The 24,254-nt window shown below is 36.9% G+C and carries 27 protein-coding genes and 1 riboswitch; of the genes, 12 read left to right on the top strand and 15 right to left on the bottom strand.

Features of this window, described 5'->3' with window-relative positions; translation table 11 throughout:
* Positions 1–54: 54 nt before the first annotated feature.
* A complete protein-coding gene (locus CKJ95_RS10485; protein WP_099353369.1) occupies positions 55–1,191 on the bottom strand; it encodes a DUF445 domain-containing protein in 1,137 nt (378 codons plus the stop codon).
* 178 nt (positions 1,192–1,369) lie between these two features.
* Between CKJ95_RS10485 and CKJ95_RS10480 the strand changes: the two genes are divergently transcribed.
* The 8 genes from CKJ95_RS10480 (at position 1,370) to CKJ95_RS10445 (ending at position 9,206) form a co-directional block, all read left to right on the top strand.
* Complete coding sequence (locus CKJ95_RS10480; protein ID WP_180271475.1) at positions 1,370–2,728, top strand: YheC/YheD family endospore coat-associated protein; 1,359 nt, start codon at positions 1,370–1,372, stop codon at positions 2,726–2,728.
* A gap of 37 nt (positions 2,729–2,765) precedes the next feature.
* Entirely contained in the window at positions 2,766–3,827 is a 1,062-nt protein-coding gene (locus CKJ95_RS10475) for a YheC/YheD family endospore coat-associated protein (protein ID WP_099353367.1), read from the top strand.
* Between the two features lie 143 nt (positions 3,828–3,970).
* Positions 3,971–5,329: a YheC/YheD family endospore coat-associated protein gene (locus tag CKJ95_RS10470; protein ID WP_099353366.1), complete on the top strand. Its 1,359-nt coding sequence runs from the start codon at positions 3,971–3,973 to the stop codon at positions 5,327–5,329.
* Positions 5,326–6,510, top strand: a complete 1,185-nt coding sequence (locus CKJ95_RS10465) for a YheC/YheD family endospore coat-associated protein (RefSeq protein ID WP_099353365.1) — start codon at positions 5,326–5,328, stop codon at positions 6,508–6,510. The genes CKJ95_RS10470 and CKJ95_RS10465 overlap by 4 nt, the downstream gene beginning before the upstream one ends.
* A gap of 57 nt (positions 6,511–6,567) precedes the next feature.
* Positions 6,568–6,780 (top strand): YheE family protein, encoded by a 213-nt coding sequence (locus CKJ95_RS10460; RefSeq protein ID WP_099353364.1) that lies wholly within the window; start codon positions 6,568–6,570, stop codon positions 6,778–6,780.
* A 51-nt stretch (positions 6,781–6,831) separates the two neighbouring features.
* Positions 6,832–7,017 carry a hypothetical protein gene (locus CKJ95_RS10455; protein ID WP_099353363.1) on the top strand — a complete coding sequence of 62 codons (186 nt, stop codon included), beginning with the start codon at positions 6,832–6,834 and terminating at the stop codon, positions 7,015–7,017.
* A gap of 73 nt (positions 7,018–7,090) precedes the next feature.
* The gene (locus CKJ95_RS10450) at positions 7,091–7,999 is read left to right on the top strand and encodes a PucR family transcriptional regulator (protein ID WP_099353362.1); all 909 of its coding nucleotides are present in this window, start codon (positions 7,091–7,093) and stop codon (positions 7,997–7,999) included.
* A gap of 109 nt (positions 8,000–8,108) precedes the next feature.
* Positions 8,109–9,206, top strand: a complete 1,098-nt coding sequence (locus CKJ95_RS10445) for an ABC transporter ATP-binding protein (protein ID WP_099353361.1) — start codon at positions 8,109–8,111, stop codon at positions 9,204–9,206.
* A gap of 55 nt (positions 9,207–9,261) precedes the next feature.
* On the opposite strand, the gene CKJ95_RS10440 is transcribed toward CKJ95_RS10445, so the two are convergent.
* Complete coding sequence (locus CKJ95_RS10440) at positions 9,262–9,504, bottom strand: hypothetical protein (protein ID WP_099353360.1); 243 nt, start codon at positions 9,502–9,504, stop codon at positions 9,262–9,264.
* 290 nt (positions 9,505–9,794) lie between these two features.
* Between CKJ95_RS10440 and CKJ95_RS10435 the strand changes: the two genes are divergently transcribed.
* The 3 genes from CKJ95_RS10435 to CKJ95_RS10425 all read left to right on the top strand — a co-directional run bounded on the left by CKJ95_RS10435 (position 9,795) and on the right by CKJ95_RS10425 (position 10,792).
* Positions 9,795–10,004, top strand: coding sequence for an alpha/beta-type small acid-soluble spore protein (locus CKJ95_RS10435; RefSeq protein ID WP_010283556.1), 210 nt, complete (start codon positions 9,795–9,797; stop codon positions 10,002–10,004).
* A 148-nt stretch (positions 10,005–10,152) separates the two neighbouring features.
* On the top strand, positions 10,153–10,371 hold the full coding sequence (locus tag CKJ95_RS10430; RefSeq protein WP_099353359.1) for a YozQ family protein: 219 nt from the start codon (positions 10,153–10,155) through the stop codon (positions 10,369–10,371).
* Positions 10,372–10,402: 31 nt separating this feature from the next.
* Complete coding sequence (locus CKJ95_RS10425; RefSeq protein ID WP_099353358.1) at positions 10,403–10,792, top strand: hypothetical protein; 390 nt, start codon at positions 10,403–10,405, stop codon at positions 10,790–10,792.
* 68 nt (positions 10,793–10,860) lie between these two features.
* Here the strand turns inward: CKJ95_RS10425 and CKJ95_RS10420 are convergent, their stop codons facing one another.
* Positions 10,861–12,129, bottom strand: a complete 1,269-nt coding sequence (locus CKJ95_RS10420; protein ID WP_099353357.1) for a hemolysin family protein — start codon at positions 12,127–12,129, stop codon at positions 10,861–10,863.
* Between the two features lie 218 nt (positions 12,130–12,347).
* Here CKJ95_RS10420 and CKJ95_RS10415 point away from each other — a divergent pair, with 218 nt between their 5' ends.
* A complete protein-coding gene (locus CKJ95_RS10415; RefSeq protein WP_099353356.1) occupies positions 12,348–12,731 on the top strand; it encodes a globin domain-containing protein in 384 nt (127 codons plus the stop codon).
* A 226-nt stretch (positions 12,732–12,957) separates the two neighbouring features.
* On the opposite strand, the gene CKJ95_RS10410 is transcribed toward CKJ95_RS10415, so the two are convergent.
* The 12 genes from CKJ95_RS10410 to sigY all read right to left on the bottom strand — a co-directional run bounded on the left by CKJ95_RS10410 (position 12,958) and on the right by sigY (position 23,930).
* Positions 12,958–14,973 (bottom strand): ABC transporter ATP-binding protein, encoded by a 2,016-nt coding sequence (locus CKJ95_RS10410; RefSeq protein WP_099353355.1) that lies wholly within the window; start codon positions 14,971–14,973, stop codon positions 12,958–12,960.
* Positions 14,970–16,727, bottom strand: a complete 1,758-nt coding sequence (locus CKJ95_RS10405) for an ABC transporter ATP-binding protein (protein WP_099353354.1) — start codon at positions 16,725–16,727, stop codon at positions 14,970–14,972. Before CKJ95_RS10405 ends, CKJ95_RS10410 begins: the two co-directional genes overlap by 4 nt.
* Positions 16,728–17,332: 605 nt before the next feature.
* A complete protein-coding gene (locus tag CKJ95_RS10395) occupies positions 17,333–18,352 on the bottom strand; it encodes a thiazole biosynthesis adenylyltransferase ThiF (protein WP_099353352.1) in 1,020 nt (339 codons plus the stop codon).
* Between the two features lie 107 nt (positions 18,353–18,459).
* Positions 18,460–19,230, bottom strand: coding sequence for an energy-coupling factor transporter transmembrane component T family protein (locus tag CKJ95_RS10390; RefSeq protein WP_099353351.1), 771 nt, complete (start codon positions 19,228–19,230; stop codon positions 18,460–18,462).
* A 20-nt stretch (positions 19,231–19,250) separates the two neighbouring features.
* A complete protein-coding gene (locus tag CKJ95_RS10385) occupies positions 19,251–20,714 on the bottom strand; it encodes an ABC transporter ATP-binding protein (protein WP_099353350.1) in 1,464 nt (487 codons plus the stop codon).
* Between the two features lie 12 nt (positions 20,715–20,726).
* Entirely contained in the window at positions 20,727–21,311 is a 585-nt protein-coding gene (locus tag CKJ95_RS10380) for an ECF transporter S component (protein WP_099353349.1), read from the bottom strand.
* A 29-nt stretch (positions 21,312–21,340) separates the two neighbouring features.
* Positions 21,341–22,021 carry a thiaminase II gene (tenA, locus tag CKJ95_RS10375; protein WP_099353477.1) on the bottom strand — a complete coding sequence of 227 codons (681 nt, stop codon included), beginning with the start codon at positions 22,019–22,021 and terminating at the stop codon, positions 21,341–21,343.
* Positions 22,022–22,120: 99 nt separating this feature from the next.
* Positions 22,121–22,284: riboswitch (TPP riboswitch) on the bottom strand.
* A 78-nt stretch (positions 22,285–22,362) separates the two neighbouring features.
* A complete protein-coding gene (locus CKJ95_RS10370) occupies positions 22,363–22,677 on the bottom strand; it encodes a YbjQ family protein (RefSeq protein ID WP_099353348.1) in 315 nt (104 codons plus the stop codon).
* A complete protein-coding gene (locus CKJ95_RS10365; protein ID WP_257215761.1) occupies positions 22,658–22,867 on the bottom strand; it encodes a hypothetical protein in 210 nt (69 codons plus the stop codon). Before CKJ95_RS10365 ends, CKJ95_RS10370 begins: the two co-directional genes overlap by 20 nt.
* Complete coding sequence (locus tag CKJ95_RS10360; protein ID WP_099353346.1) at positions 22,864–23,067, bottom strand: sigmaY antisigma factor component; 204 nt, start codon at positions 23,065–23,067, stop codon at positions 22,864–22,866. The genes CKJ95_RS10365 and CKJ95_RS10360 overlap by 4 nt, the downstream gene beginning before the upstream one ends.
* Positions 23,054–23,413, bottom strand: coding sequence for a YxlC family protein (locus CKJ95_RS10355; RefSeq protein ID WP_099353345.1), 360 nt, complete (start codon positions 23,411–23,413; stop codon positions 23,054–23,056). Before CKJ95_RS10355 ends, CKJ95_RS10360 begins: the two co-directional genes overlap by 14 nt.
* Positions 23,367–23,930: an RNA polymerase sigma factor SigY gene (sigY, locus tag CKJ95_RS10350; RefSeq protein WP_099353344.1), complete on the bottom strand. Its 564-nt coding sequence runs from the start codon at positions 23,928–23,930 to the stop codon at positions 23,367–23,369. The genes CKJ95_RS10355 and sigY overlap by 47 nt, the downstream gene beginning before the upstream one ends.
* Positions 23,931–24,254 lie beyond the last annotated feature (324 nt).

Raw genomic sequence — 24,254 nt, 5'->3', positions numbered from 1 at the left:
TTAGAGAGGTTATATTATGAAATTCTATACAGAGCGTTTTGCTTATGTTTAAGTTTATTGCAGAAACTGTGCAATAATCCCTTGAAAAATTCCGATGATTCCACCTAGAAGCGCTCCTAAATAGGTTATCATTTTGAATTCCCGTTTAGAAATACCTAACACCATTTCCTCTAGTCGCTCTACAGAAAATGTTCCAACTTGATCCTTTACAATTTCCTCGAGCTTGAGGCTTTTCATCAATTTATCAATACGAGTTACCACGAATTCACCTGCCATCTCAATTCCTTTAGGAACTATCTGCTCAAGAATTCTGTCTTTGTAAGGTAGTAATATCCCATTTGCGGGTGTTTCAAGATACTTCTTAACAGGGAAGATGTTTAGAGTTTGTTCCTTTAAGAATGAAAGAATTTTTTCCGAACCTACCTGTTCGACAACTCTGTTAACCTCCCAGGTTTTCACCTTATTCCATTCTTTTTCAATTAAAGATTGTAAAAGCTCCTTTGTTCCTGGGTTAGATAGAAATTTAACAATTTCAGGTTGAATCTTATCTATTAAGCTTGTGTTTCCTAAAAACATTTGCACCATATTTCCAAGCATTCCACGGGTGGCTAGGAACTCGTCGATCATTCTTTTTAGACGATGTTTCCCTTCCTCACTTTCGAAATACTCGATACCTTTTTCTGTTATATATTCCGCAACCGCTGGAAACCTCTTTTCGATAGTTGAAAGTAGCTCCTCTGGAATGACATCGCCTATTTCCTTTTGGCCCATTTCATGTATAAGGCTTTTAAATTTGGTTTCAATAAAGCTCTTTAGTTGCTCCTCTGCGCGTTCATCAAGATTATGTATCCCAACTTGTCCAGCTATCTCGATAAAATTTTTCTCAGTTTCCAGAAGTTTAGAAACCTCTTCCTTCGCCCAGCCCTCGATGTTTGCGACAAAGCTTTCATCCTGTAATTTTTTCTTTAGACTTTCAGGTGTTAAAAGATGCTCTACCACGGTTCTCCCCATCTGCCTTGCTAGCTCTTCCCTACGTTTCGGGATTAATCCAGGAGTAAATGGAAGGCGTTTTCCACCAATATAGATGGCTTTATATGGCCGAAATAACATCTTGATGGCCAATGAATTCGTAACTCCTCCAATAATGGCTCCAATCACCATCATTAATACAATCATTAAAAAAACGTTCATACAAATCACCCTTTGTTAATACAAGTTAATTTTTTTTTCACAGTTTTTATTGTCTTTTCATACGATACGATATCAGACATTTGCCTATATATTTAAGCGAAATGTTTTTTCTGGATTGAATCATCACCTTATTAATTATAGTGTTTGAACGTCAAGTTACGCAAATGGGGTTATCATGATGACGGAAAAAATTCTTATCGAGGTGATTCCTGTTTCTGACGAGCAGGATTCCTTTTTACAAATAAAAATGAGTGACATCATTATTAAGAAGTTTGGCTTACAAAAGGAACAGCCAATTGAATTATACTGTAACAGGAATAGTCTTATGGTAAAAATCGTATCTATTAATGAGAGCGAGCCTGTCATTCAATGTCCAACTTTCATATTAAAGGAATTACAGCTTCCTTCTGAGAATTTTTCAATAACGTTATTCAAGAAAGCATATAACAAACTAGAAATGGGTCCAGTTATCGGACTATTAACGGAAGCAAATGAAAAAAACAACCAGGTATCATTTGGTTCAATCGGAGAGTTTTGCGAGGAACTGTCACTCTATGCAAGCGAAATCGGAGTACTTTTCTATGTATTCTCCTTAAATACATTTTATGAGCAAAAAGGGTACATCTTTAACGATGGAAAATGGAAAAAGTCTACTGTTCCTTACCCTCATGTGGTTCATAACCGGATTCACTCACGCAAACGGGAGCAACACCAAAGTTTTATTGATTTTACAAATGAACTGCAAATAAACAATGTCCCATATTTTAATGATCATTTTCTAAATAAATGGGAAGTACACGAAATGTTATATGAAAATGAGCATCTCCATTCTTATCTACCTGATACCGTGCTTTTAACAAATAAAGATGTTCTCTTTGAATTGCTTGAAAAATATCAATGTGTGTTTGTAAAACCGGTCCATGGGAGCCAGGGGAGAAATATTTTCCGAATCCAAAAAACGGATGAAGATACGTATTTTTTAGATTATACAACGTTCTCAGGTGACATTGAGACGGTCCATCAAAGCTTCCCATCCCTCTTTCAATCCTTACTCTCAAGGCTAAAACAGCATACTTTCATCGTTCAACAATGTATTCCGCTTCTTTCCTATAAAGAAAAGCCATTGGATTTTCGCGTGCTCTGTCAAAAACAATCCAGTGAAAAATGGCAACTAACCTCAATTGTTGCCCGTGTATCATCAAAGGATGAATTTGTTTCCAATCTGGCAAGAGGTGGAGAAATTCAAAAGGTTCATAACGTTCTTCTAGAAAACTTTGAGATGAAAGAGATTCCGCATATTAAGAGATTAATAAAGGACTTAGCACTTGAAGTTGCTGAAATTATTGATGGAACATCGGACGGAATTTTTGCGGAATTAGGGATTGACCTAGCACTTGATGAAACTGGAAAGCCAACCATTATAGAGGTTAATACGAAACCATCAAAAAATCAGGAACAGGATAAATTGTCTACAAAAATTCGCCCAAGCGCAAAAGCGCTTCTGCAGCATTGTATCTTCCTTTCCAACCTAACATGATCAATCAAAAATAGTATAAAAGAAAGGGGAGAATCTTGTGATTTCACTGGGATTTGTCACGCTTTATCCAAACCAGGAAAAAGGTTATGCAACGGAGCTTGCTAAACGTGCACCTGATTTCGGGGTTCAACTTTTCCGATTCACACCAACCTCCATCGAACCAGCCTCCGAAATGATTCAAGGAGAAAAGTACAATGCGATTTCACATACTTGGGAAAAAAGCCTATTTGAAATTCCGACATATTTATATGACCGCTGTTTTTACTCAGAAGATGAAGTCTCTAAGAAAAGTCAGCCGATTATGAACTGGTTAAAAAGGAGGCCCGGCAATCTATTTCTAGGGCAAGGGCTTCCAAGTAAATGGGAGATTTATAAAATTTTAAGTCAAGATGAGAAATTATCACCTTATATCCCTACTACTGAACAAGCACTCTCCTCACCTACTATCCTTCGAACCCTAATGAAAAAACATCAACTCATTCTAAAACCAGAAAAAGGTTCGATGGGAAAAGGGATTATTGGTCTCTTTCTTCACCAGGATTATGTTGAAGCAATCTATAAAGATGCTAATCAACTAAAAAAGCAGCAGTTTACAACTAGAAGGGATTTAAAAAAGTGGCTTGATATGATCATTTCTAACCAGCCCTATTTATCTCAAACCTATTTACCTCTCCATGATGCAGACAACCGCCCTTTTGATATTCGAATTCTACTTCAAAAAAATGGGCATGGGGCATGGATTGAGCAAGGTCGTGGAATCCGCCTTGGATTGCCTGAACATCTCATTTCAAATTTAGGTGGCGGTGGTGAAACTTATTCCTTTGAGATTTGGACAGAAAAAATGTCTTTCAATCAAAGGCAATTACTTTCGGATAATATTCATACAATTATTAATAGGTTACCAGAGGTTCTTGAAAAACATTTTGATCTATTATTCGAACTTGGAGTTGATTTAGGTCTTACAAAGGACGGTGCCATCTGGATTTTAGATACAAATTCAAAACCAGGTAGAAAGGTAGTTATAGAAACGAGTCCGGAACAAGAAGAAACCCTTTATAAGACATTATTAGAATATTGCACACATCTACATTCTACTTAGAAAAGCACAAGGCGCCCGCTAATCGGCGACAAGCATAAGACGAGCGCTGACAGAAGGTGTCTTTTACCTTCAGAAGCGATTGGCTTAGACCAGAGAGCCGATGGCGCCTGAAGCTAGACACTTATAAAAAGGAGCTGTAAAAAATGCGTACACCGCTACCACTGAAAATTACGGATCAAGTAAATGGAACCGTGAATATTCCTAAAACATTCAAACTAAAAACACCAATCAAGCGTATCTTTTTTGGTACGTCCTCCTGTGAATGTAAGGTCGTCCAAAAAGACCAACAGGAAATTAAAATGTCCCAGGATATTTTTACAGACTTAAAAATTCCCTATTCAAGTACAACACAAGTGATCATCCATGAGGATCATCTCTATATTGGACCTTTGGTTGGGATTTTCACAGCTGGTTTTAGTGAGTCGATGATTCGCCCAATTGGGGAACGAACACTGTTTTTTGCGAAGCTTTTGGCCCAAGAAAAAGCTGTCGGAGCATACGTTTTTATTTTTGGTGCGAAACATATTGATTGGGATAAGGGTACCATTCACGGACTTTTTCATAGCCATAATGGCTGGGAAACGATTGAAATTCCGTTTCCTAATGTTGTCTATGACCGTCTTCCAAACCGTCGTACCGAAAAACATAAAGCATTAAGTGAAATTAAACAACGTTTACATCATGAATACTTAATTCCATGGTTTAATCCTGGATTTTTTGATAAATGGGAAATTCACCAGTTATTAGAGGGTGACCACCGCGTTGCTACGTATTTACCGGAAACCCATAAAAACCCGACCTTTTCGCTAATTGAACGAATGCTTTCGAAGTATCAGCATGTATACATTAAACCAGCAAACGGAAGCCTTGGTTTAGGGATCTATCAAATTCTGTTTGATCGTGAAACAGATGAATATTATTGTCGATTTCGTGATGCGGATGGAAAAAATCGTCTCCAACGTTTTTCTTCAATTGAGGCATTTGTCAACACTCATTTCCGTAGTAGACGATTGGAGCATTATATTGTCCAACAAGGCATTCATTTAATAAGAAGTGATCATAAAACGATTGATTTTCGTATTCATACGAATAAAGATGAAAAAGGAAAATGGCAGGTTAGCGTGATGGCTGGAAAAATTGCAGGTCGTGGCAGTGTTACAACGCATTTAAATAATGGTGGTGTGGTGCGAACACTTACCGAAATTTTCCCTGATGTTGAAGAGTGCAAAAAAGTCACTGATTCACTAAGCCAGGCAGCCCTTTTATTAAGTGAAGTTATTGATTCTCGGCAAAAAGGGCATATAGGGGAACTTGGTTTTGATTTAGGTATTGATAAAAATGGAAGTGTATGGCTTTTCGAAGCGAATTCAAAGCCGGGTCGCTCGATTTTCTCTCATCCAAAGCTAAGGAAATACGATAAACTCTCAAGTAGACTACCACTACAATACGCTGTTTACTTAACGGAAACGACGATTAAAGCCCCTGAGGAAGTGTTCAAATGAGCACCATATACTATCACATCGATAAACAGGAATGGTATCAATGTGAGGAGGATAAAGGACTTTTAATCGGAACGGAAAATACAATCATTTCTTATGTTGGGAGCAGGCAGGAGCATTCGCTCCCTTTTTCTGTTACTAAAAGTGGAAAGCGTGTTGGGCCATTAATAGGGATTCTCACAGGCTCTTCAAAAGACAATACCTTTATTGGAAATCTCAAAGATTTAAAAAGAATACTTTTGTCCTTACAATCCGAAGGTGCGTTAGGAATCGTTATGACACCAATTTCCATACACGAACATTCAGTTGAATGCTTTACCTTTTACCAGCCTATACAAAAATGGATCAAACTCCGGACACCACTTCCAGACGTAGTGTATAATCGTGTTCCTTATCGTCGCATGGAGAAATCGAAGCATTTCACTGATACAGTTTCTTTTATTAGAACAAAGGGTATCCCCTTTTTTAACCCTTCCTTTTTTTCAAAATGGACTGTTTATCAAATTTTACGAAATAATGAATTTGTTTCATCATTTCTTCCGGACACCACACTTCTTAAACAAAAAAGCGACCTTGAACAAATGATAACAAAACATCAGGATCTCTATATTAAAAGTTCAAACGGACATAAAGGTATTGGCCTTTACCGGATAAAAAAATGGAAGAATCTTTTTATTGTAGAAACACCAAACGAAAAACAAAGCTATTCTTCCCTTACCTCATTTTGGGAGAAAAATAAGGAATCTTTTAAACAAGAGGAATATCTATTGCAAAAAGCCATTCAGGCTGACACATTTAAAGGCAAACGGTACGACCTACGTCTATTATGTCATTATGACGAAAGTGGATATATCATAAGCGGTATTGGAGTCCGAGTTGCAGGCGAGAATGAAGTAACCACACATGTTCCAAATGGTGGGTCAATTATTCCATATGAATCGGTAAGTAGCCGTTTCAACGAAGCCATTTTACAACAGCTTGTTCTTGATATTGGAAAAGAGCTTGTGGAGCAAAGCGGCGAATTTATCGGAGAATTCTCAATTGACCTTGGGCGTTCTGTGGATGGCGAAATTTATATATACGAAATCAATTCAAAGCCGATGGTATTTGATGAGACATATATTCGTGAGAAAGGACTTGAAAATTTAACCAGACTCCTTATAATGAAAGGGACAAAAGTGTAAGCGAGCCTTAAACTGCTTATACGAATCGTTCAAAAACTACCTAAGGAGAGCTTATTGATGATCTCACATTTTCAGTGGAAACCTCTATATAATAGCAGTAAAATTCCTGGTTGGAGCTTTTCCTTCTATTATCAAGGAACGAAGTATAATGGAACCTATAATAAGGATGGAAGCATCGATTGGCATGGCAATCATCCTGATTTAAAAGTAATAAATGATATAACAAAACAAATTCATGAATTAATGCTTTTTCATGTTTATGATAATTAACAGGATATTCTATTCACCTCCTTCACAGACTAATGAAAAGGAGGTTTTTTTATGGCTGAAAAAGGAAAAGAGCGCGAAGACCTTCAATATGAAGGTAAAGATGAGGTATTCATGGATGTCGATCGCTTCATAAACGAAGGGATGGCTGGTGGAAGCGTCTATCGTTTTCATGGTCAAACAAATATAGAAGAAGCACGTGATTTTGTTGACGAAGAACCACCAAAAGAAATTGAATAGCAGTTAGCCACACCTTCTCCTTCTGTTATAATAGAAGGAGATTTTTTACGTTGCAAGATAAGGAGTCTTTTATATGATTGAAAATTTAAAGAATCACTATAAGGATGCGTTTGTAACATCTGAAACGCCATTTAATACAGAGAAATACATGTGGTTTTTAACAGATTCAGGACCTTTGTTTGGGATAAAAAAGGAGCAACTTTCGTCAAAAGAGGCCTCCCTTTTAGTTTCTCTGTTTACACCATACGGCACTCATGTAAATGATATGACTGATACCCAGGCATTCTGGTATAATCTATTGTTTTTGCAACAAGGAAACCTTTCGCCAGATCAATTTTCTTTTACACAATGTCGGATTATCCAATTTCATGCAGATCAACCGATTACCGACAAACTTGAATTCCAGGAAGCTATTCAAGCGCTATTACCGCGGGATACGATCTTTTTATGGGAAAATGACTCGAGTGGAGTTCTAATTGAAACAAGAAATGAGGAAATGATTGAGGATGTCATTTACGATGAAATTACCGTTACATTAACTAGTGATTTCTATACGGATATGAATTTATTCATCGGACAAACCCATCCCCTTTCTGACAATATCTGCTCACTTTTTCAAAATGAAAGAGAATGGTTTCGTAAAGGAATGCATTTTTTGCATAAACAGAAAGTCTATCGGCTTCACGATATTTTGCCTTTTCTACTATTAGAAGGATTGGATAGTGGTTTTCGAAACCAACTTAAAAATATAATTCCCGAGGAACTTCAAGGTGACCATGAATTACTTGAAACAATCAAGGTATTCTTTGAAAGTGATTTAAACGTGTCTAATGCAGCCAAACGGTTATACATGCATCGAAATAGCTTACAATATCGTATTGAGAAATTCATCGAAAAGTCGGGAGTCGATATAAAACATTTTCATGGTGCTGTTACAACGTATTTAGCAATTCTAGAATTAGAGCACTATTCGGATTTGTAGACATGCACGAAAACCCTTTCAAAGTTTTGTGCAATTTACACATTTACGATTTTGCCCTCTCTAAAGTAAACTTTAACTATCGAAAACGTTTACACTAGGAGGAGAAACAATGGCTGAATTAGTATTAGACCATATTTACAAAGTATATGATAATAAAGTAACAGCAGTAGAAGATTTTAACCTTCATATTCAAGATAAAGAATTCATCGTATTCGTAGGTCCATCTGGTTGTGGTAAGTCTACAACTTTACGTATGATTGCTGGACTAGAAGAAATTTCACAAGGTGACTTCTTCATTGATGAAAAACGCGTGAATGATGTCGCTCCTAAAGATCGTGACATCGCGATGGTATTCCAAAACTATGCATTATATCCACATATGAGTGTTTATGATAACATGGCATTCGGATTAAAGCTTCGTAAATTCCCTAAAGACGAAATTGACCGTCGTGTGAAAGAAGCAGCGAAAATTCTTGGCCTAGAAGAATACTTACAACGTAAGCCAAAAGCATTATCGGGTGGTCAACGTCAGCGTGTTGCATTAGGTCGTGCGATTGTTCGTGACGCAAAGGTATTCTTAATGGATGAACCTTTATCGAATCTTGATGCAAAGCTTCGTGTACAAATGCGTGCTGAGATTTCTAAACTTCACCAACGTCTGCAAACAACTACTATTTACGTAACGCATGACCAAACAGAAGCGATGACAATGGCTACTCGTCTTGTTGTTATGAAAGATGGGATTATTCAACAAGTTGGTGCACCAAAGGATGTTTATGATAACCCTGAAAACGTATTCGTTGCTGGTTTCATTGGATCTCCTGCGATGAACTTCTTCCCAGGTACTTTAAAAGATGGTACATTTACAATCGGTAATGTAAATATTGCTGTTCCTGAAGGTAAAATGAAAGTTCTTCGTGAACAAGGCTATGTAAACAAAGACATCATCCTTGGTATTCGTCCGGAGGACATCCATGATGAACCTGTATTCATCGAGTCTTCTCAAGGATCTAAAATTAATGCACTTATTGAAGTATCCGAATTAACTGGTGCAGAAACAATGCTTTATTCACAGCTAGATAATACTGACTTCGTTGCACGTGTAGATTCTCGTACACAAGCAAAACCAGGTGAAACAATTGAACTTGCATTTGACATGAACAAATCCCACTTCTTCGATGCTGAAACTGAAAAAAGAATTCGTTAATCTTAAAATAGAAAGTCGCCCACTTGGGCGACTTTTTTACATTGGTCCAGAATTGCTATTCGTTGATAAGGATCGTTTCTTGGTTATGACAGATTGGACAATAAAATAGATGAGCACATTCATTGTTTTGAAAGGTTGTTTGGATGCCGTCTATTTTTTTCATGTCATCAATTGGCATATAAGCACTATAATCATCAAAATAATCGATAATACGTCCTGAATCCTCTAAGGAATTCCCACATTGTGCACATGAGAAGCTAGCATTGTTAAAGCCATTACATAATGGACAAATTGGCATGGTCTTCTCTCCTATATTCTTAATTACTTACCGATAGTTTTTGATGAAACTATACTGTTATGCTTTCTTTTTCATAGGAATTAATTGGTAGATAAATTTTCGAATATAATCTTCTCTTCGTCACATAATACTTAGTACAAACACAGCAACAACAACTCACCAAGCAACACCGAAACTATCTTTAAACAGTTTTTACTCGGGTTAGCCTAGAGGCTAAGGAAACCCTTATATCTGGTGCAATTCCGGAGTAACCCACCAAATAAAAATCAGTTTAAGGAGATGAAGGAAAAATGGCAAACAACAATAGCAACAACAGTAACCAATTATTAGTACCAGGTGCAGAACAAGCTATCGACCAAATGAAGTATGAAATTGCTCAAGAATTTGGTGTTAACTTAGGTGCTGACACTACATCTCGCGCAAACGGATCAGTTGGTGGAGAAATTACAAAACGTTTAGTATCTTTCGCTCAACAATCTATGAGTGGTCGTCAAGGTTAATAAAAATTAAATATTTTGGCTTAAGAGGCACCCTTTAAGGGTGTCTCTTGTTTTATATAAGGATAATGTTCCAACTTTTGACTTGATTTATTAGATATTGTTGTTGGGATACTAAGCTAGAAGATATTATTTTTAGGAGGGTTTTGCTTTGAAGGATAAAATACAAAACAGTACTGATGAATTAGCTGCAAGACATTATCAACCAGAAGATTATGGTAAGAATGATCAATTATCTTCCGGCTTAGCTACAACTCATGAACAAGTAAGTGATTCTTATATGGAAGGCGAGATTACAGCCCCTTACAATAGCACGAATGAAAAAAAGGCTGAATCATCTAATGAAGGCTACCAGGATTACTATTCATAAGACTAGAAATTCCTATTAGGAGAGATCCGCTTTGAGTGAAGTAAATCAAATTATTCGGGATATAACAACAAAGGCAAAAGATACGCTGACAACAACATCCCAAATGGTAAAAGAAAAAATAAACACTGTCTTAAATCGGCCAATGTCAACGATAGATGAACTTGCAGAGTATATTTCGACCCACCCAGACACGAGTTTTGATGTCAAAGAATTTCTTGGATTCCAGTATCATTTTTATCATCTTAAGATTGCAGATACTACCTTTTATCTAGAGACAAAGGGCGATCACGGTGACTATATTCTAGAACTTACCGTGTCTTCATCCGAAGGGACACTTTTTGAATATCACTCGTTTGAGAAGAAATATGGTGCTGATGACAAAGTCCCCATACCCCAGACTGTGGCAAGTATCATCCAATAAAGTACAAAGGGGGCGGTTCTACAGGTTTCCACTTTCATGAAAACCAAGAGAACCGTCCCCTGAATATTTTAATTTTCGATATCTAATATAGGTTGGTTTACTTCTACGAAAGCCTTTCTAATGCGGCGGTTTTCAACCTCTGTGACTTTTATTGTGAGATGCATGTAATCAAAGGTATCTCCGACAACTGGAATTTTTTCAAATGATTCAAATATCCAACCGCCTACTGAATAGTGTGAGCTTTCAGGCTCTTTAATTCCAATGATATCAGCAAAATCATCAAGTGGCATATCTGCATTTATTTCATAAGTATTTTCATCTATTTGTGTAATATATTTAATCTTTTCATCATGTTCATCCCAAATTTCTCCTACAATTTCCTCTAGAATGTCCTCTAGAGTAATCAAACCTGATGTTCCACCAAATTCATCCACAACAATTGCTAGATGTGTTTTACTTTTTTGAAGTTCAGGGAGTAGAGTTGAGATTTTCATTGACTCGACTACAAAGAATGGTTTACGAATAATTGAACGGACATTAATGTTCTTTTGTTGAACGAGAAGGCTTAAAAATTCACGTTCTGATAAAATCCCAATAATATTATCAATGTTGTCCTCATAAACCGGTACACGTGAAAAGCGTTCCTCTAAAAACATATCTCGAATATTTTCAATCGAATCATTGACTTCAACCGCAACCATGTCAATACGTGGTGTTAAAATTTCTCCCACTAAAATATCATTAAAGTCGAGTGAACGATGTACTAGCTCTTTTTCTTTATTGTCAATAACTCCTTCTTCCTCACTTAAATCAACCATTACTTTAATTTCTTCTTCTGTAAAGGACGGAGTCTCATTATTACTTTTGATGAGCTTAGCTGCCAATGCTTTTAGTAGTCCAAAAAGATATGTAATTGGTGTCAGAATCTTCATTAATGTAAATAAAATACCGGAGACTCTTAATGAGAAGCTTTCCGCATTTTCTTTTGCAAATGACTTTGGAAGAACCTCCCCGAATATTAATATAAGTAATGTCATCACAAATGTACTGACAACAAGTCCCGTATTCCCACCAAAAAGATCTGTTGCTACTTTTGAGGCTATTGATGCAGCAGCAATATTAACGATATTATTTCCAACTAATATTGTTGAAAGGGCGTTATCAAAGTTCTCAGTAATAAAAAATGCTTTCTTACTTCCACGTCGCTTTTCATCCACATAATTCTTCAGTCTTATTCGGTTAACACTTGAATAAGCTGTTTCACTTGCTGAGAAAAACGCTGATAACATGATAAGAATGAGTAGCAAAATAATGGTACTCAGTGGCAAATCGTCCACGTAATTTTCACACTCCTAATTGTAATTACCTTTGTATTTGTTTAAGATAAAACAAAGGTATTTGTTAAATGTTAATATAAATTCTTCCGGTTATTTTTATAATAGCAAACATTCTTTTATATGGGAATCATTATCTATGACCTGTGATTCAAATCACACCAGATTGTTTTTAGTATTGATATAGTACTTATAAAGAAAAATTAGCGGCGGGTGATAGTATGGACTTCAAACTTAATACAGTATATGAAGAGATTGGTGGCGCAGAAGCCATTCATAATTTAGTAAATGCATTTTATCCAAAGGTATATGCAGATCCAGATTTAGCTCCTTTATTCGAAGGAGATATTGAGGAAATTAAACGAAAGCAATATATGTTCTTAACTCAGTTTCTAGGTGGACCCACATTATATAGTAATGAATTTGGTCCTCCAGCCATGAGACATCGTCATATGCCTTTTGAAGTTACACCAACTCGTGCAAAAGCTTGGCTACGTTGCATGAAAGAGGCATTCGAGGAAACGGAGCTTACTGGTGAGGTAGCAGAGGCCTTCTATGCTAGACTTCAACAAGTAGCAGGCATTATGGTAAATACACCAGACTAAAAAAATCCACGATAATCGTGGATTTTTTTATGATTCGATCAATATTGCACCGATAAAGAAAACTAAAACTAGTGCTGCAGCAATATTAAATGTAATTGATAATTCTTCCACATTGACTCCCCCATTATCTTTAGATGATTTTATAGTATCATCTAATGTGGAAAAATCAGGCTAATTTTATGGCGGATTTTTGTCAAAGGAATGAACATTTTCTGACTCCTTTTTCTTAGCCTGCGATTGAATTCTTACCTTGCTGCAGCTGATACATTTGATAGTACTTCCCTTTCCTTTGCATCAGTTCGTCATGGTTTCCTTGCTCGACGATTTGTCCTCGGTCAAGAACAAGAATTTGATCCGCATTTTTTATAGTCGACAAGCGATGAGCAATAATGAAGGTTGTTCGTCCCTTCTTTAATACCTCTAACGCATCTTGAATAATTGCCTCTGTTTCTGTATCAATACTGGCCGTTGCTTCATCAAGAATGAGAATGGCAGGATCGAAGGCAAGTGCTCGCGCGAAGGAAATAAGCTGCCTTTGTCCTGATGACAATGTACTTCCTTTCTCGATCACGGGCTCATCATATCCTTTAGGCAAGCTTTTCAGCAGTTGGTCTGCCCCAACATCCTTCAATGCCTTTTCAAGCTTTTCTCTTGATATTGAAGGGTCATCTAGACTCACATTCGTTGCAATCGTCCCAGTAAAGAGGTAAGGATCCTGCAACACAATTCCCATGTGCTTACGCAGTTGCTGTTTTGGAATATCATTTATATTTTTCCCGTCAATCAATATTTGACCTTCCTTTATATCATAAAAACGGAACAGTAAATTCATGATTGAGCTCTTTCCAGAACCCGTATGACCTACAAGCGCTATTGTCTCTCCTTGCTTTGCTTCAAATGAAATATCTTTTAAAACATATTCCCCTTCTTTGTAACCAAAGTTAACATGATTAAACTCAACATTTCCTTTGTAGCGAGGTATCTTCTCCTCATTCACATCGACACCTTCTATGTCAAGAAGCGTAAAGACTCGTTCACCCGCTACCAATGATTGTTCTAAAATCGCCAATTGGTTGACCATTCCAGTAATTGGCTGAAAGAGTCGGTTCAAATAATCAACAAAAGCATATAAAACACCTAAAGAAATAACGCTGTTTGCTGACAAGGATGCTCCTCCAAAATACCAGATTAATGCAACGAATGAGACATTTCGGAGAACCCCAACAAGATTAAATGATGTTAAAGCATTTAAGCTTAGCAGCTTATTTTGATAAGAAAAATGTTTCTCATTAAGCTCTTCAAATTCCTTTCGGGATTCTTCCTGCCTTTTAAAGGCCTGGATAATACTCATCCCTTGAATAGACTCATTGATCATTCCATTGATTTCACTTAAAAGTGAGCGAATCTTATGATTGTACTTTGAAGCATATTTTCGGTAGACCTTAATCCAAATAACTAAGATTGGAACAAGGATTAAGCAGATTAGAGCAAGCTTTACCTCTAATAAAAATAACGCGATAAATATCCCCGTGATGTAAATAATACTTGAGAAAAAATTAGCTAAAACTGTTACATACAGTTCTCGGATTGCCTCCGTATCATTCGTGATTCTTGAAACCACTTTACCAGCTGGCAAATTATCAAAATACTGTATCGGTAACCGCTGAATTTGCGCAAATACATCCTGGCGCATCTTTTGAATAATGCGATTTGAGGATGTCTGTAATAACAAGCGTTGCCCAAAGTGAAAAATGGATGCAACTACTAAGAGACCAAAATAGGCCACTATTAATTTAATGAGCTTTGGAATCTCAGGTCGATAAAAAGCGAGCAACTCATCAACGGATAATTTTGATGCAGGGTATACGAGTGTTTCACCATTTCTTGTAATTTCAAGATTCCCGTTTTTTACTGTTCGTTCCCCATCAAATTCGATTGCCCTATCCACAAAATAATAAGAACGGCCAACCTGTAAAATACGGGATTCTTCCCCCTTATCCTCACCCTCTGAAAAATTATCAGAACGTTTATACCAGGTGTTGTTGTATTCTACAGCTTCGGTATTTTCAGTCGTTACATACCATTTATTCTCGATTCCTAAAATATGGTCATCAATCATCGTCTTTGCAATGAATGGACCCGTTAATTCAGCTGCTACTGCGAGCGACAGCATAAATAGCGCTGAAATAATCATTTTCTTATAAAGGAGTGCATAAGATACGAGACGTTTTCCTACGTTCATGCTGTCACCCCACTTTCTGTTAATTTTTCTACCTGTTGTCGGTCAAATTGTTCTTTGTACCATCCGTTCATGGCTAATAGCTGTAGGTGTGTTCCCTCTTCAATTATTCGACCATCCTCTAACACAACAATCCAATCCGCGTGCTCTACGGCTGATAATCGGTGAGTCGTAATAATAGTTGTTTTTCCAGCACGCTCTTTTTGAATATTCTCGATGATTTTTGTTTCTGTTTTCGCATCAACCGCTGATAATGAATCATCTAAAATTAGAATTTCCGGATTAATGAGTAATGCACGTGCTATTGAGATTCTTTGCTTTTGCCCACCTGATAACGCTACCCCTTTTTCACCAACAAGAGTCTGTAAACCTTCGGGTAGCATTGTTAAATCTTTGGTAAACGCTGCAAGTTCGATCGCCTTTTCAAGCTCAGCATTTGTTGCATCCTTATTGCCAAATAAGATATTCTCACGAACTGATCGCGAAAATAAAATATGGTCCTGTGGTACATAGCCAATCCAACCGTGAAGTGTCTCCATTGGAATGCGGTCAATTGGTGTCCCGGAAATCATAAGTTCGCCTTTGCCAACAGGATATTCACGAAGCAACTGCTTAACAAGTGTTGTCTTACCGCTTCCTGTTTTACCTACAACCCCTAATGTGCCCCCCTTATTTAATGTAAGAGTAACATCTTCAAGATTTTTCACTGTTGATGTAGGGTATTGAAAAGTCACTTGACGATATTCGATTTGTTCAGGCAACTTAACTTCTATTGTATTTTTGTGATTAGCAACATCTGGCTGATAGGCCAGTGTATCATTCACACGGTCGAGTGATGCATTTCCCCGCTGCATGATGTTGATGAGTTCACCGATTGCTAACATCGGCCAAATCATCATTCCAAGATATACGTTGAAAGAAACAAGTTCCCCAAGGGTAATTACATTATGAAACACGAGATAGGCCCCATATCCAAGGCCAATTAAATAACTTAATCCCACTAATATCTTCATTGTTGGATCAAACAAAGCATCAATTTTTGCTACCTTAATATTTTTTTGAAAAACATCTTCAGTCAAATGACTGAAACGTTGTTCATCTGCTTTTTCTTGAACATATGCACGAATTACACGAATTCCAGCAATCGATTCGAGTACTTGGTCATTTAAGGTTCCAAACGAGTCCTGAGCTTCCATAAACCGTTGATGAATTTTCTTTCCGTAAATATTCATAATGATCGCCATAATCGGAAGTGGAATCAGTGCAGCAAATGTTAGCTTCCAGCTTATTAAAAATCCCATCGTAAGAAGAATTGTCAGCATAAAAATACTGGAATCCACTAAAGTTAAGATCCCAAACCCGGCTGTTTGAGAAACAGATTTTAAGTCGTTCGTTGCACGAGCCATCAAGTCACCGGTTCGATTTTTCTCATAGAAACTGGGCTTCATGATTAGCAAATGCCTCATAAATCGTCCTCTATAGATTCTTTCGACAAGATAGGCACCGCCAAATAATTGATACATCCAAATATAGGTGATTCCATAAATAACAAGAGCTAAAGCTACTAAAAATAATAGATATTGGACTATTTTTTCGGAGGTTAGTGTTCCGATATGAATTTCATCAATCGCAAGACCAATAATCTTAGGTGGTATGATTTCTAAAATACCTACTATTGTTAGCAATAAAATTGCAACGGTGTATCTTTTCCAATATTGTTTAAAAAACCATCTTAATTTTCCTAAAACTGAAAACATAGTTGTCCTCTCCCTTCACGTTCCACTGTTCTATCCGCTTTCTGGATCTCCGACATATTTAAATGCAATAATCACATTCATTTCAACTTCCTCCCTTAGTTGTTGTTCAAAAAGTGCGGTGAATATGACGCTTCGAATTTCTGCGTTGTCTTGCTTTTCCGTTCCTCACGTATTAACTGCATACGCTCCGGTACTCAAAGCTGCGTCGCCTTGAAATTCTTGGTCCTCTTCATCCTCCTTTTGAACACTTATTCTTATTGTATTTTTATAGTAAACAACCTTGTAGTTGTTGTACCCAAAAAGGCGCAAAAAGGGCATACCGGCGCAAGCGCGATATGCCCTAAAAAGCACATAAAAACACAAGTCCTCATAGCGTGACCTGTGTATCCTTTGTGTAATACTTAATTTTGATAATCGTGGATTATCAAACTATATTTACAATTGGAAGGGTCACGAATTGTATAAAGTTAATTGGAAAAATATTTAGCTTTTTCATTTCGTTACCCTCCCTTCCATTTTATAGTAGTCTTAATACTTTGTTAGATTACCACCGTGGACATGTTATTGTCAATCACTAGTTTTTCGACAAGTTTCTCAATTCGAAATTATCCCAAATATCGATGGTAAAGGCTTTTAGCTTCTAATAGATCCTTTGTTCCATGAATGAGAACACGTCCATCTTTGAAAATAACCATTCGGTTTTGACCTTTTTGAAATGATAGTAAGTATGGGTTTCTTTCGACTTTGCCTCCTTGGGCGGATAAAAGTTCGGCAAGAGAATGTAAATCCCTTTCGATTTTTTCACTAGGTCGTATTTGAACAGAATCCCTTCCACATAAAACAGCTGACTTCGTTTGATTTTCATAGGATAAAAAAGGATAGGTTGGATTTTTTCCACAGGAAAGACAGCTTTCCTTTTTCACACGATCAACCTTAATTGCGGTATGTTGATTTTTCCATAAATCAAATGAAACTAATTTACTGCGTAATGCATCGTAATCCTCAACTAATAATTTAAGGGCTTCGGTTACCTGATAGGCTACCACCATCTGTACAGCTGGGCTGATGATCCCCACCGTATCACATGTTAGTCCTCCCATCGGTACAGTTTCTAAGAGGCAATGCAGACATGGTGTTTGACCTGGAAGGATTGCATAACTAATCCCATAGCTCCCTACGCATGCCCCGTAAATCCAAGGAATCTTATATTTTTGTGAAGCATCATTTAAGAGCATTCTTATGTCAAAATTGTCGGTCGCATCAATTATTAAATCAACATGATCAATGATATTTTCAATCTCTTGAATGGAAACATCCATGACATGAGCCCGGATATCGACCTCCGAATTTATTTTTTCTAATCGTTGTTTTGCCGCAACTGCTTTTGGTAAACGATTGGCTGCATCTTCTTCACTATATAATTGCTGTCTTTGTAAATTTGTCCATTCTACATAGTCCCGGTCCACGATTGTTAACTTTCCTATACCTGCACGAACCAGTCCCTCAGCGCTGCCCGTACCAAGTGCACCAGCACCTACAATTAACACATGCTTACTTCTGATTTTCTTTTGTCCTTCCAATCCAATTGGAGTAAATAACTCTTGACGAGAATAGCGTTCAGTCACCCCATATCATTCCTTCCTTTAAACTCCTGTAAATCCCAAAATAATTTTATTTTTAGCTTGAAGTTATCGTAACACATCTAGTTCTTTTCCATGAAGTAACGGGACTTCTACATTAAGAATAATGGACTGGAGAGATAATAGCCAAGACTTAACATAATCACGAAATAAAGAATAAAAATCAAATCATACTTTGAAAGAGTTAGTTCATAGTAAAAGGTACGATTTCTATGGTTCGAAAAGCGTTTTGCCTCCATTGCAACTGCAATCCGATGTGCCCGCCTAATACTTTGTGATAATAACGGAATCGAATATGCTTTCAGTTTAAAAAAGATAGAGCGAATCCCTTTTTGGTGTTCAATCCCACGAACGCGCAATGCATTTTGAATTGTTTGGAACTCCTCCATCATAATAGGAATTAACCGTAATCCAGCCATAAAGCTATATGCATATTTAGGCGGCAACTTTAGTTGCTGCATCAAGGAATAAAAAAGAAACACGGGCCGTGTAGTTAAAGCGAACGTTAAGCCTAGACCCGCAAATATAATTCCTCTAAAACCAACAACTAGTCCTTTATAAATACTTTCCTCTGATATTGTAATGAGTCCCCACTTAAAAAGTACCGTCTCTCCTTTACCAAATAGAATCATAGATGATGAGGTTGAGAGAAAAATAAGCAAAAATGGTAAAGTATATAGAATGATTCGTTTAAATGAATGTCCTGTGAATCCAAAAAATAAGATAAAAACGACCAATGAGATATGAATGAATAGATGAATAGTATCAATGAATAATACTGCAATACATAAACTGACTAGCACGAACAGCTTAATACTTGGATTTATTCGATGTAGCCATGTATCTTTACTTAAAATTTCCATGAGTAAATTCCTTTCCCTTACTACACTTGCACGAGGCTAAGGTTTACATTTGCCTGATTTAACAATTGATCTTTTATTAATCTCCCATTTTCAATGGTCCAACTTCTAGTCGCAAAATACTCTTCAATTTTTTCATCATGAGTAACCATAATGATCGTCTTGTTCTTGTGTCTATAATTTTCTAGTAAAGTAAGAAGTGCAAACGTATTTTTTGAGTCAAGTCCAAATGTAGGCTCATCTAGTAGAAGTATTTGCTGACCTCTTACAATCGAGGCTGCTACACTTAATCTTCTTTTTTGTCCCATAGATAACTGGTAAGGATGTTTGTTTTGATGCTCTATGAGGTGAAAGATTCGAAGTAGTTCCTCTACGGTCTCAGATATTTCTCGTTCATTTCGTTTATCAATTCTTAATGAATACGCAATTTCTTCATAAACAGAGTTTGTTACAAATTGAAGCTCAGGGTTTTGAAAAACAAAGGTCATGAGTTGATCGAGCTTTTTTGAAGTTGTAACTACTTCTCCAAATAATGAATAGTGACCTTTTGTTTGAATGAATTGCATTAGGGAGTGAAGCAAGGTACTTTTACCAGCACCATTTCTCCCCTTGACCACAATCCACTCTCCTTCATGAACTTGAACATCGTTAACATATATCTTTTCCTTTTTCTGTCTATATCCCCTAAATTCCTCAAGGCGAATAGATGGATGATTAAAACCTTCTTTATTTACATATTCCATCCATTTAAAGTCTTGAACAAATTGATCCCAGACCCCTGGATACCAAATACCTTGCTCTTTGATGAGCGTATTATAACTTGAGAAAATTTCAGATTTTGAACCATCAGCAATGATTTCTCCAGCTTCATTGAAAAGGATGATTCGATCAACAATTGGAAGGACATGGTCCAGTTTGTGCTCTACGATAACTACTGTTTTATCCTCCACAACATTTCTGATAACTTCCCAAATTTCCTTTGTCCCCTCCGGATCAAGCATGGATGAAGGCTCATCTAAAAATAATACATCTGGCTCTAATGCCAAGACAGATGCTATGGCTAAACGTTGTTTCATGCCTCCAGACAAAGTTTGAATGTTTGTGTGGATATCTTCTAAATCTAATCCAACTTGCTCTAAAAGGCTTTTTATCCGTTCGTCCATTTGGTCCCTAGGAATTTGTAGATTTTCTAAGACAAATGCAAGTTCTTCATCAACAAAAGGCATGCAAAACTGTGAATCAGGATCCTGAAAAACATAGCCCCATTGTTCGGGAATCTGTAATTTATTTACCTTCATTGGTAATTCGATTGAGTTTGGAATAATCCCGCTTAATACTTGAAGGAGTGTCGATTTCCCACATCCTGAAGGTCCGAGAATTAATATCTTCTCTCCTTTTTTAATATGGCAAGATAAGTCCTTAAAAAGCAAGGCCTTATCCCCAGGAAATGTTAAACGAAGGTTTTCTACAAAGGCAATTGATTCCATATTCTACCCCTTTTATTTTTGATCTAGTGCATCAAAATCACTGTTGGATAGTGGGCGAACAAGTTTTGTTACTCCTGTCATTTCCAAGGCACTTACTAGATAATAAGCAAATATACCTGCAAAAAGAATAGAACCTACGAATCTAGCAACAAGGAACAAAGTGAGATTCCATGCAGTTAAGTCACCTATTTCCCCATATGCAAAATCCATTATTACCGATCCTAGACAAGAAGCTAGAGCTGCCAAGACGACCACAGCAACATTATATTTCTTATATCGAAAAAGCATAAACACTGCTTCAGCAAACAACCCCTGTACAACACCGTACAGCAGAACGGTTAGGCCCCATGGAGAGCCTAAAATAAATTCACCTGAGGCAGCTGCAATTTCTGCTAATAATGCAACACCAGGTTTACGAATCACAAGATACGCAACAGTCGCCGCAATAAACCACATTCCATAGATTAACTGATCAGCATGTAGCCCAATTGGCTTTACAACATAATATAAAGAACCCCAAACAATATAAACTATTCCGAATGCAATGGCGATTACGATTGTAACCAAAATATCAGTTAGTTTTAATCCTTTGCTCATTAATACCTCTCCTCTTCTCTTCTCTTTGTTTATACAGACAGTTTTGGTTGAACTGGCCAGTTCTCTAATTGGTACGCCATTTCCCAAAAGGAGTACTCATATTGACTGCTAATCATAAAATGTTCCTTCATGCGATCACGATCCTCTTGTGTAGCTTTTTCTGCTAATTCATTTACTCTATCAATCTGTTCTTCAACTAGTTCTTTAAACCAGTCCCCACCATACGCCGCAATCCACTCCTGGTAAATCGGCTCTTCTGGTTTGCAATCTTTAAGTCTTTCACCAATTTCATAATATAGCCAATAACAAGGTAATAAAGCAGCAATTATATCACCCAAATGACCAGAATAAGCGGCTCTATACAAGTGTGATGTATATGCATATGCTGTCGGTGCGGGTTTAAAGTTTTTTCTTTCTTCTTCCGTAATCCCAAGTCTTTCCGAAAAACTTTTATGCAGCGCTAGTTCGGCCTCGTAAGTTCCTTGAGCATGAATAGCAAGCCGGTTTGTCGTATGTAAGTCCTCTGCCTTTGCTGCACCTAAAGACTGCACTTTTGCAAAATGAGTTAAGTAATAGGCATCCTGCATGACATAGTAGCGGAAACACTTAATTGGTAATGAACCGTCTCCAATCCCTTTGACAAATGGATGATCAAAGCTTGCCTCCCAAATATGGTTTGCCTCTTGACGTATTTCTTCTGAAAATAACATTTTCATTTTTCCTCCCTTTACTGTTGTTTGCAAAATAAAAAACCACCTTCTTTAACAACGTAAAGAAAGTGGTTTGGATTTAGACAAATAAAAATAAAGAGACCCGTCTACCCACTTCCCTACGCTGGTATCAACCAGATCAGGTTCTAAGGGTCTCAAGGTTATGATAAATCAATCCTCAATCTCAGCCTTACAGTAAACGATTAAAAGGTATAAACCCATCCATACATTTACCTTTTTTAAAGGCACCCCTAGTGGAATTACAATTATTTATGCAATTTTCTTATTTCCAATCATATCATGTTGGTAATAATTATCAAGGCTTTTTTTAGGTTTACTTGTCACTCTACATAAACTGCTGTTCCATATGCGATAATTTCAGATGCATTTTGCATAACAGCTGAGGTTTGTAATCGCAGCCCGATTACCGCATTTGCTCCTTTTGCTTTTGCATCTTCCACCAATCGACCAATTGCTTTTTGGCGAGCTTCTTCCAGCATTTCAGTATAGTCGGAGATTTCTCCTCCAACGATTGTTTTTAATCCTGCCATTATGTCTTTTCCAATATGCTTTGACTGAACAGTCCCCCCTCTTACAAACCCTTTTAGTTCTTTTACTTCTTTGCCTGGTACAAAATCAGTAGTCACGATAATCATTTTCGTCATCCTCCTCTTTCTCACGTTTTCGTTCCCATACTAATAAGGCAAATAATAGAATAATGGCAACCATGTAAAAGGCATAGAACGTCAGCGCCTTTGAAATATCAATGAACAAAAATACAATTCCTACGATTTGTCCAACAATGGCTATCATTAATACAATATATTTTGCTATATTCCTCATCATTCCCTACCTGCTTTACGTCGATAAATTTTCCTTGCAAAAATGAGATAAAAAATAAGTGGTAGTGGCGTTTGGATTAATCCCCATATCCCCCAAAACCAATAATTATGGCCCCTCTTTCTTGCATCTAAAAATAGCCACAAACCTTGAATAAGTACGATAATCACAACTACAAATAAAAGCAGGGTATTATTCGTATTCATGGACAATCACCCGTTTTCGATAACGAAAGAAGCTATATACTGGCAAGCTAATAGTTGCAATGCCTTGAATGATGATAAATACTAACGGTAGCTGGAAGAATGCAGATATTAGACATGTCATCAAGAATAAAGCAACCAATATAAATGCGGTTAAATCTCTTCTAAATTTCTTCTTTTGTTTTTGTTGTTCAACTGCAACCATTTGTTCAAATACTTGTAGGTCCGGAGTGAAAACCGAGTAATGATTATCTATTTTATTGAGAGCTTCATTTATATCTTGAATCGTTTCCTGATCGTCTTCAAGTCGTTGTTCGTTTTTTAATAGGGCTAGCTTGTTTTTCTTCATTAGGTCTCAACTCCTTTCTCACTGTATGAATTCCATTATGTATTCTTGATTTAACAGTACCAATGGCGATATGAAGCATATCAGCGATTTCTTCATACGAATACCCATAATAATGTTTGAGAACAATTGGAATACGGATTTCATCAGAAAGCCTTCCTAGTGCATTAAGAACATCATTCCAATCCTCAGATTGGTTATCGAATTGCCACTTCATTTTGCGTAATGCTTGCTCCTGTTGCTGATAATTTTGTTCGCGTTTCTTTTTACGGATATGGTCTATGTATAGGTTCGTCGCAATTGTTATGAGCCATGAGGAGAATTTTGCTTTACCGTTATACATTTTGATTTTTTCCATACTTTTCATCATTGCCTCTTGTGCGATGTCTTCAGCAATATCAGGTTTCATTGTAACTTTTATTAAATACTTAACTAAAAAAGGATAATGCTCTTTAAAAAGCATCGCAAACGCGAGTGAGTCACCACGCTTTGCACTGCGAATTAGTTCCTTTTCATCCATGCATTGAATTCTCCCCCGAGAAAATTTGGTTGTTTTTTATTTTTCACTAATAATACGTATGAAGTCATTTAAAAGTTCACTTTCAGTTTTAAAAAATTATAATATGTTCATTTTCTACAGTTTAACCCATCCTATAGAAAATTACATTCACTCATTTTGACATAATAATGGAGTTTTTATCTGGTCTTGTTAGAATCTTGCTATCATTCGGACTCGAGCTTGGAGTTTCTGCTCTTTCCTTGTCACAATCACACCCTCATTCGGACTCATGCTTGGAGATTTCCTTTGGCCTTGTCACAATCACACCCTCATTCGGACTCTACC

The sequence above is a fragment of the Fredinandcohnia onubensis genome (assembly GCF_002734285.1).
GTDB classification, from domain to species: Bacteria; Bacillota; Bacilli; order Bacillales; family Bacillaceae_L; genus Ferdinandcohnia; species Ferdinandcohnia onubensis_A.
Note: the sequence above shows the minus strand (reverse complement) of the source record. Positions and strands in the feature narration are given on the sequence as shown.

Bases quoted from the DNA above. Each gene is read 5' to 3' on its own strand.
- CKJ95_RS10355 (WP_099353345.1), bottom strand. From the start codon at position 23,413: ATGAAGAAAAACAAGCTAGCCCTATTAAAAAACGAACAACGACTTGAA.
- CKJ95_RS10445 (WP_099353361.1), top strand. From the start codon at position 8,109: ATGGCTGAATTAGTATTAGACCATATTTACAAAGTATATGATAATAAA.
- CKJ95_RS10470 (WP_099353366.1), top strand. From the start codon at position 3,971: ATGCGTACACCGCTACCACTGAAAATTACGGATCAAGTAAATGGAACC.
- CKJ95_RS10455 (WP_099353363.1), top strand. From the start codon at position 6,832: ATGGCTGAAAAAGGAAAAGAGCGCGAAGACCTTCAATATGAAGGTAAA.
- sigY (WP_099353344.1), bottom strand. From the start codon at position 23,930: ATGGATGAAAAGGAACTAATTCGCAGTGCAAAGCGTGGTGACTCACTC.
- CKJ95_RS10440 (WP_099353360.1), bottom strand. From the start codon at position 9,504: ATGCCAATTTGTCCATTATGTAATGGCTTTAACAATGCTAGCTTCTCA.
- tenA (WP_099353477.1), bottom strand. From the start codon at position 22,021: ATGTTATTTTCAGAAGAAATACGTCAAGAGGCAAACCATATTTGGGAG.
- CKJ95_RS10410 (WP_099353355.1), bottom strand. From the start codon at position 14,973: ATGAACGTAGGAAAACGTCTCGTATCTTATGCACTCCTTTATAAGAAA.
- CKJ95_RS10485 (WP_099353369.1), bottom strand. From the start codon at position 1,191: ATGAACGTTTTTTTAATGATTGTATTAATGATGGTGATTGGAGCCATT.
- CKJ95_RS10460 (WP_099353364.1), top strand. From the start codon at position 6,568: ATGATCTCACATTTTCAGTGGAAACCTCTATATAATAGCAGTAAAATT.
- CKJ95_RS10465 (WP_099353365.1), top strand. From the start codon at position 5,326: ATGAGCACCATATACTATCACATCGATAAACAGGAATGGTATCAATGT.
- CKJ95_RS10385 (WP_099353350.1), bottom strand. From the start codon at position 20,714: ATGGAATCAATTGCCTTTGTAGAAAACCTTCGTTTAACATTTCCTGGG.
- CKJ95_RS10450 (WP_099353362.1), top strand. From the start codon at position 7,091: ATGATTGAAAATTTAAAGAATCACTATAAGGATGCGTTTGTAACATCT.
- CKJ95_RS10365 (WP_257215761.1), bottom strand. From the start codon at position 22,867: ATGATGAGGAATATAGCAAAATATATTGTATTAATGATAGCCATTGTT.
- CKJ95_RS10415 (WP_099353356.1), top strand. From the start codon at position 12,348: ATGGACTTCAAACTTAATACAGTATATGAAGAGATTGGTGGCGCAGAA.
- CKJ95_RS10370 (WP_099353348.1), bottom strand. From the start codon at position 22,677: ATGATTATCGTGACTACTGATTTTGTACCAGGCAAAGAAGTAAAAGAA.
- CKJ95_RS10390 (WP_099353351.1), bottom strand. From the start codon at position 19,230: ATGGAAATTTTAAGTAAAGATACATGGCTACATCGAATAAATCCAAGT.
- CKJ95_RS10380 (WP_099353349.1), bottom strand. From the start codon at position 21,311: ATGAGCAAAGGATTAAAACTAACTGATATTTTGGTTACAATCGTAATC.
- CKJ95_RS10405 (WP_099353354.1), bottom strand. From the start codon at position 16,727: ATGTTTTCAGTTTTAGGAAAATTAAGATGGTTTTTTAAACAATATTGG.
- CKJ95_RS10360 (WP_099353346.1), bottom strand. From the start codon at position 23,067: ATGAATACGAATAATACCCTGCTTTTATTTGTAGTTGTGATTATCGTA.
- CKJ95_RS10480 (WP_180271475.1), top strand. From the start codon at position 1,370: ATGACGGAAAAAATTCTTATCGAGGTGATTCCTGTTTCTGACGAGCAG.
- CKJ95_RS10435 (WP_010283556.1), top strand. From the start codon at position 9,795: ATGGCAAACAACAATAGCAACAACAGTAACCAATTATTAGTACCAGGT.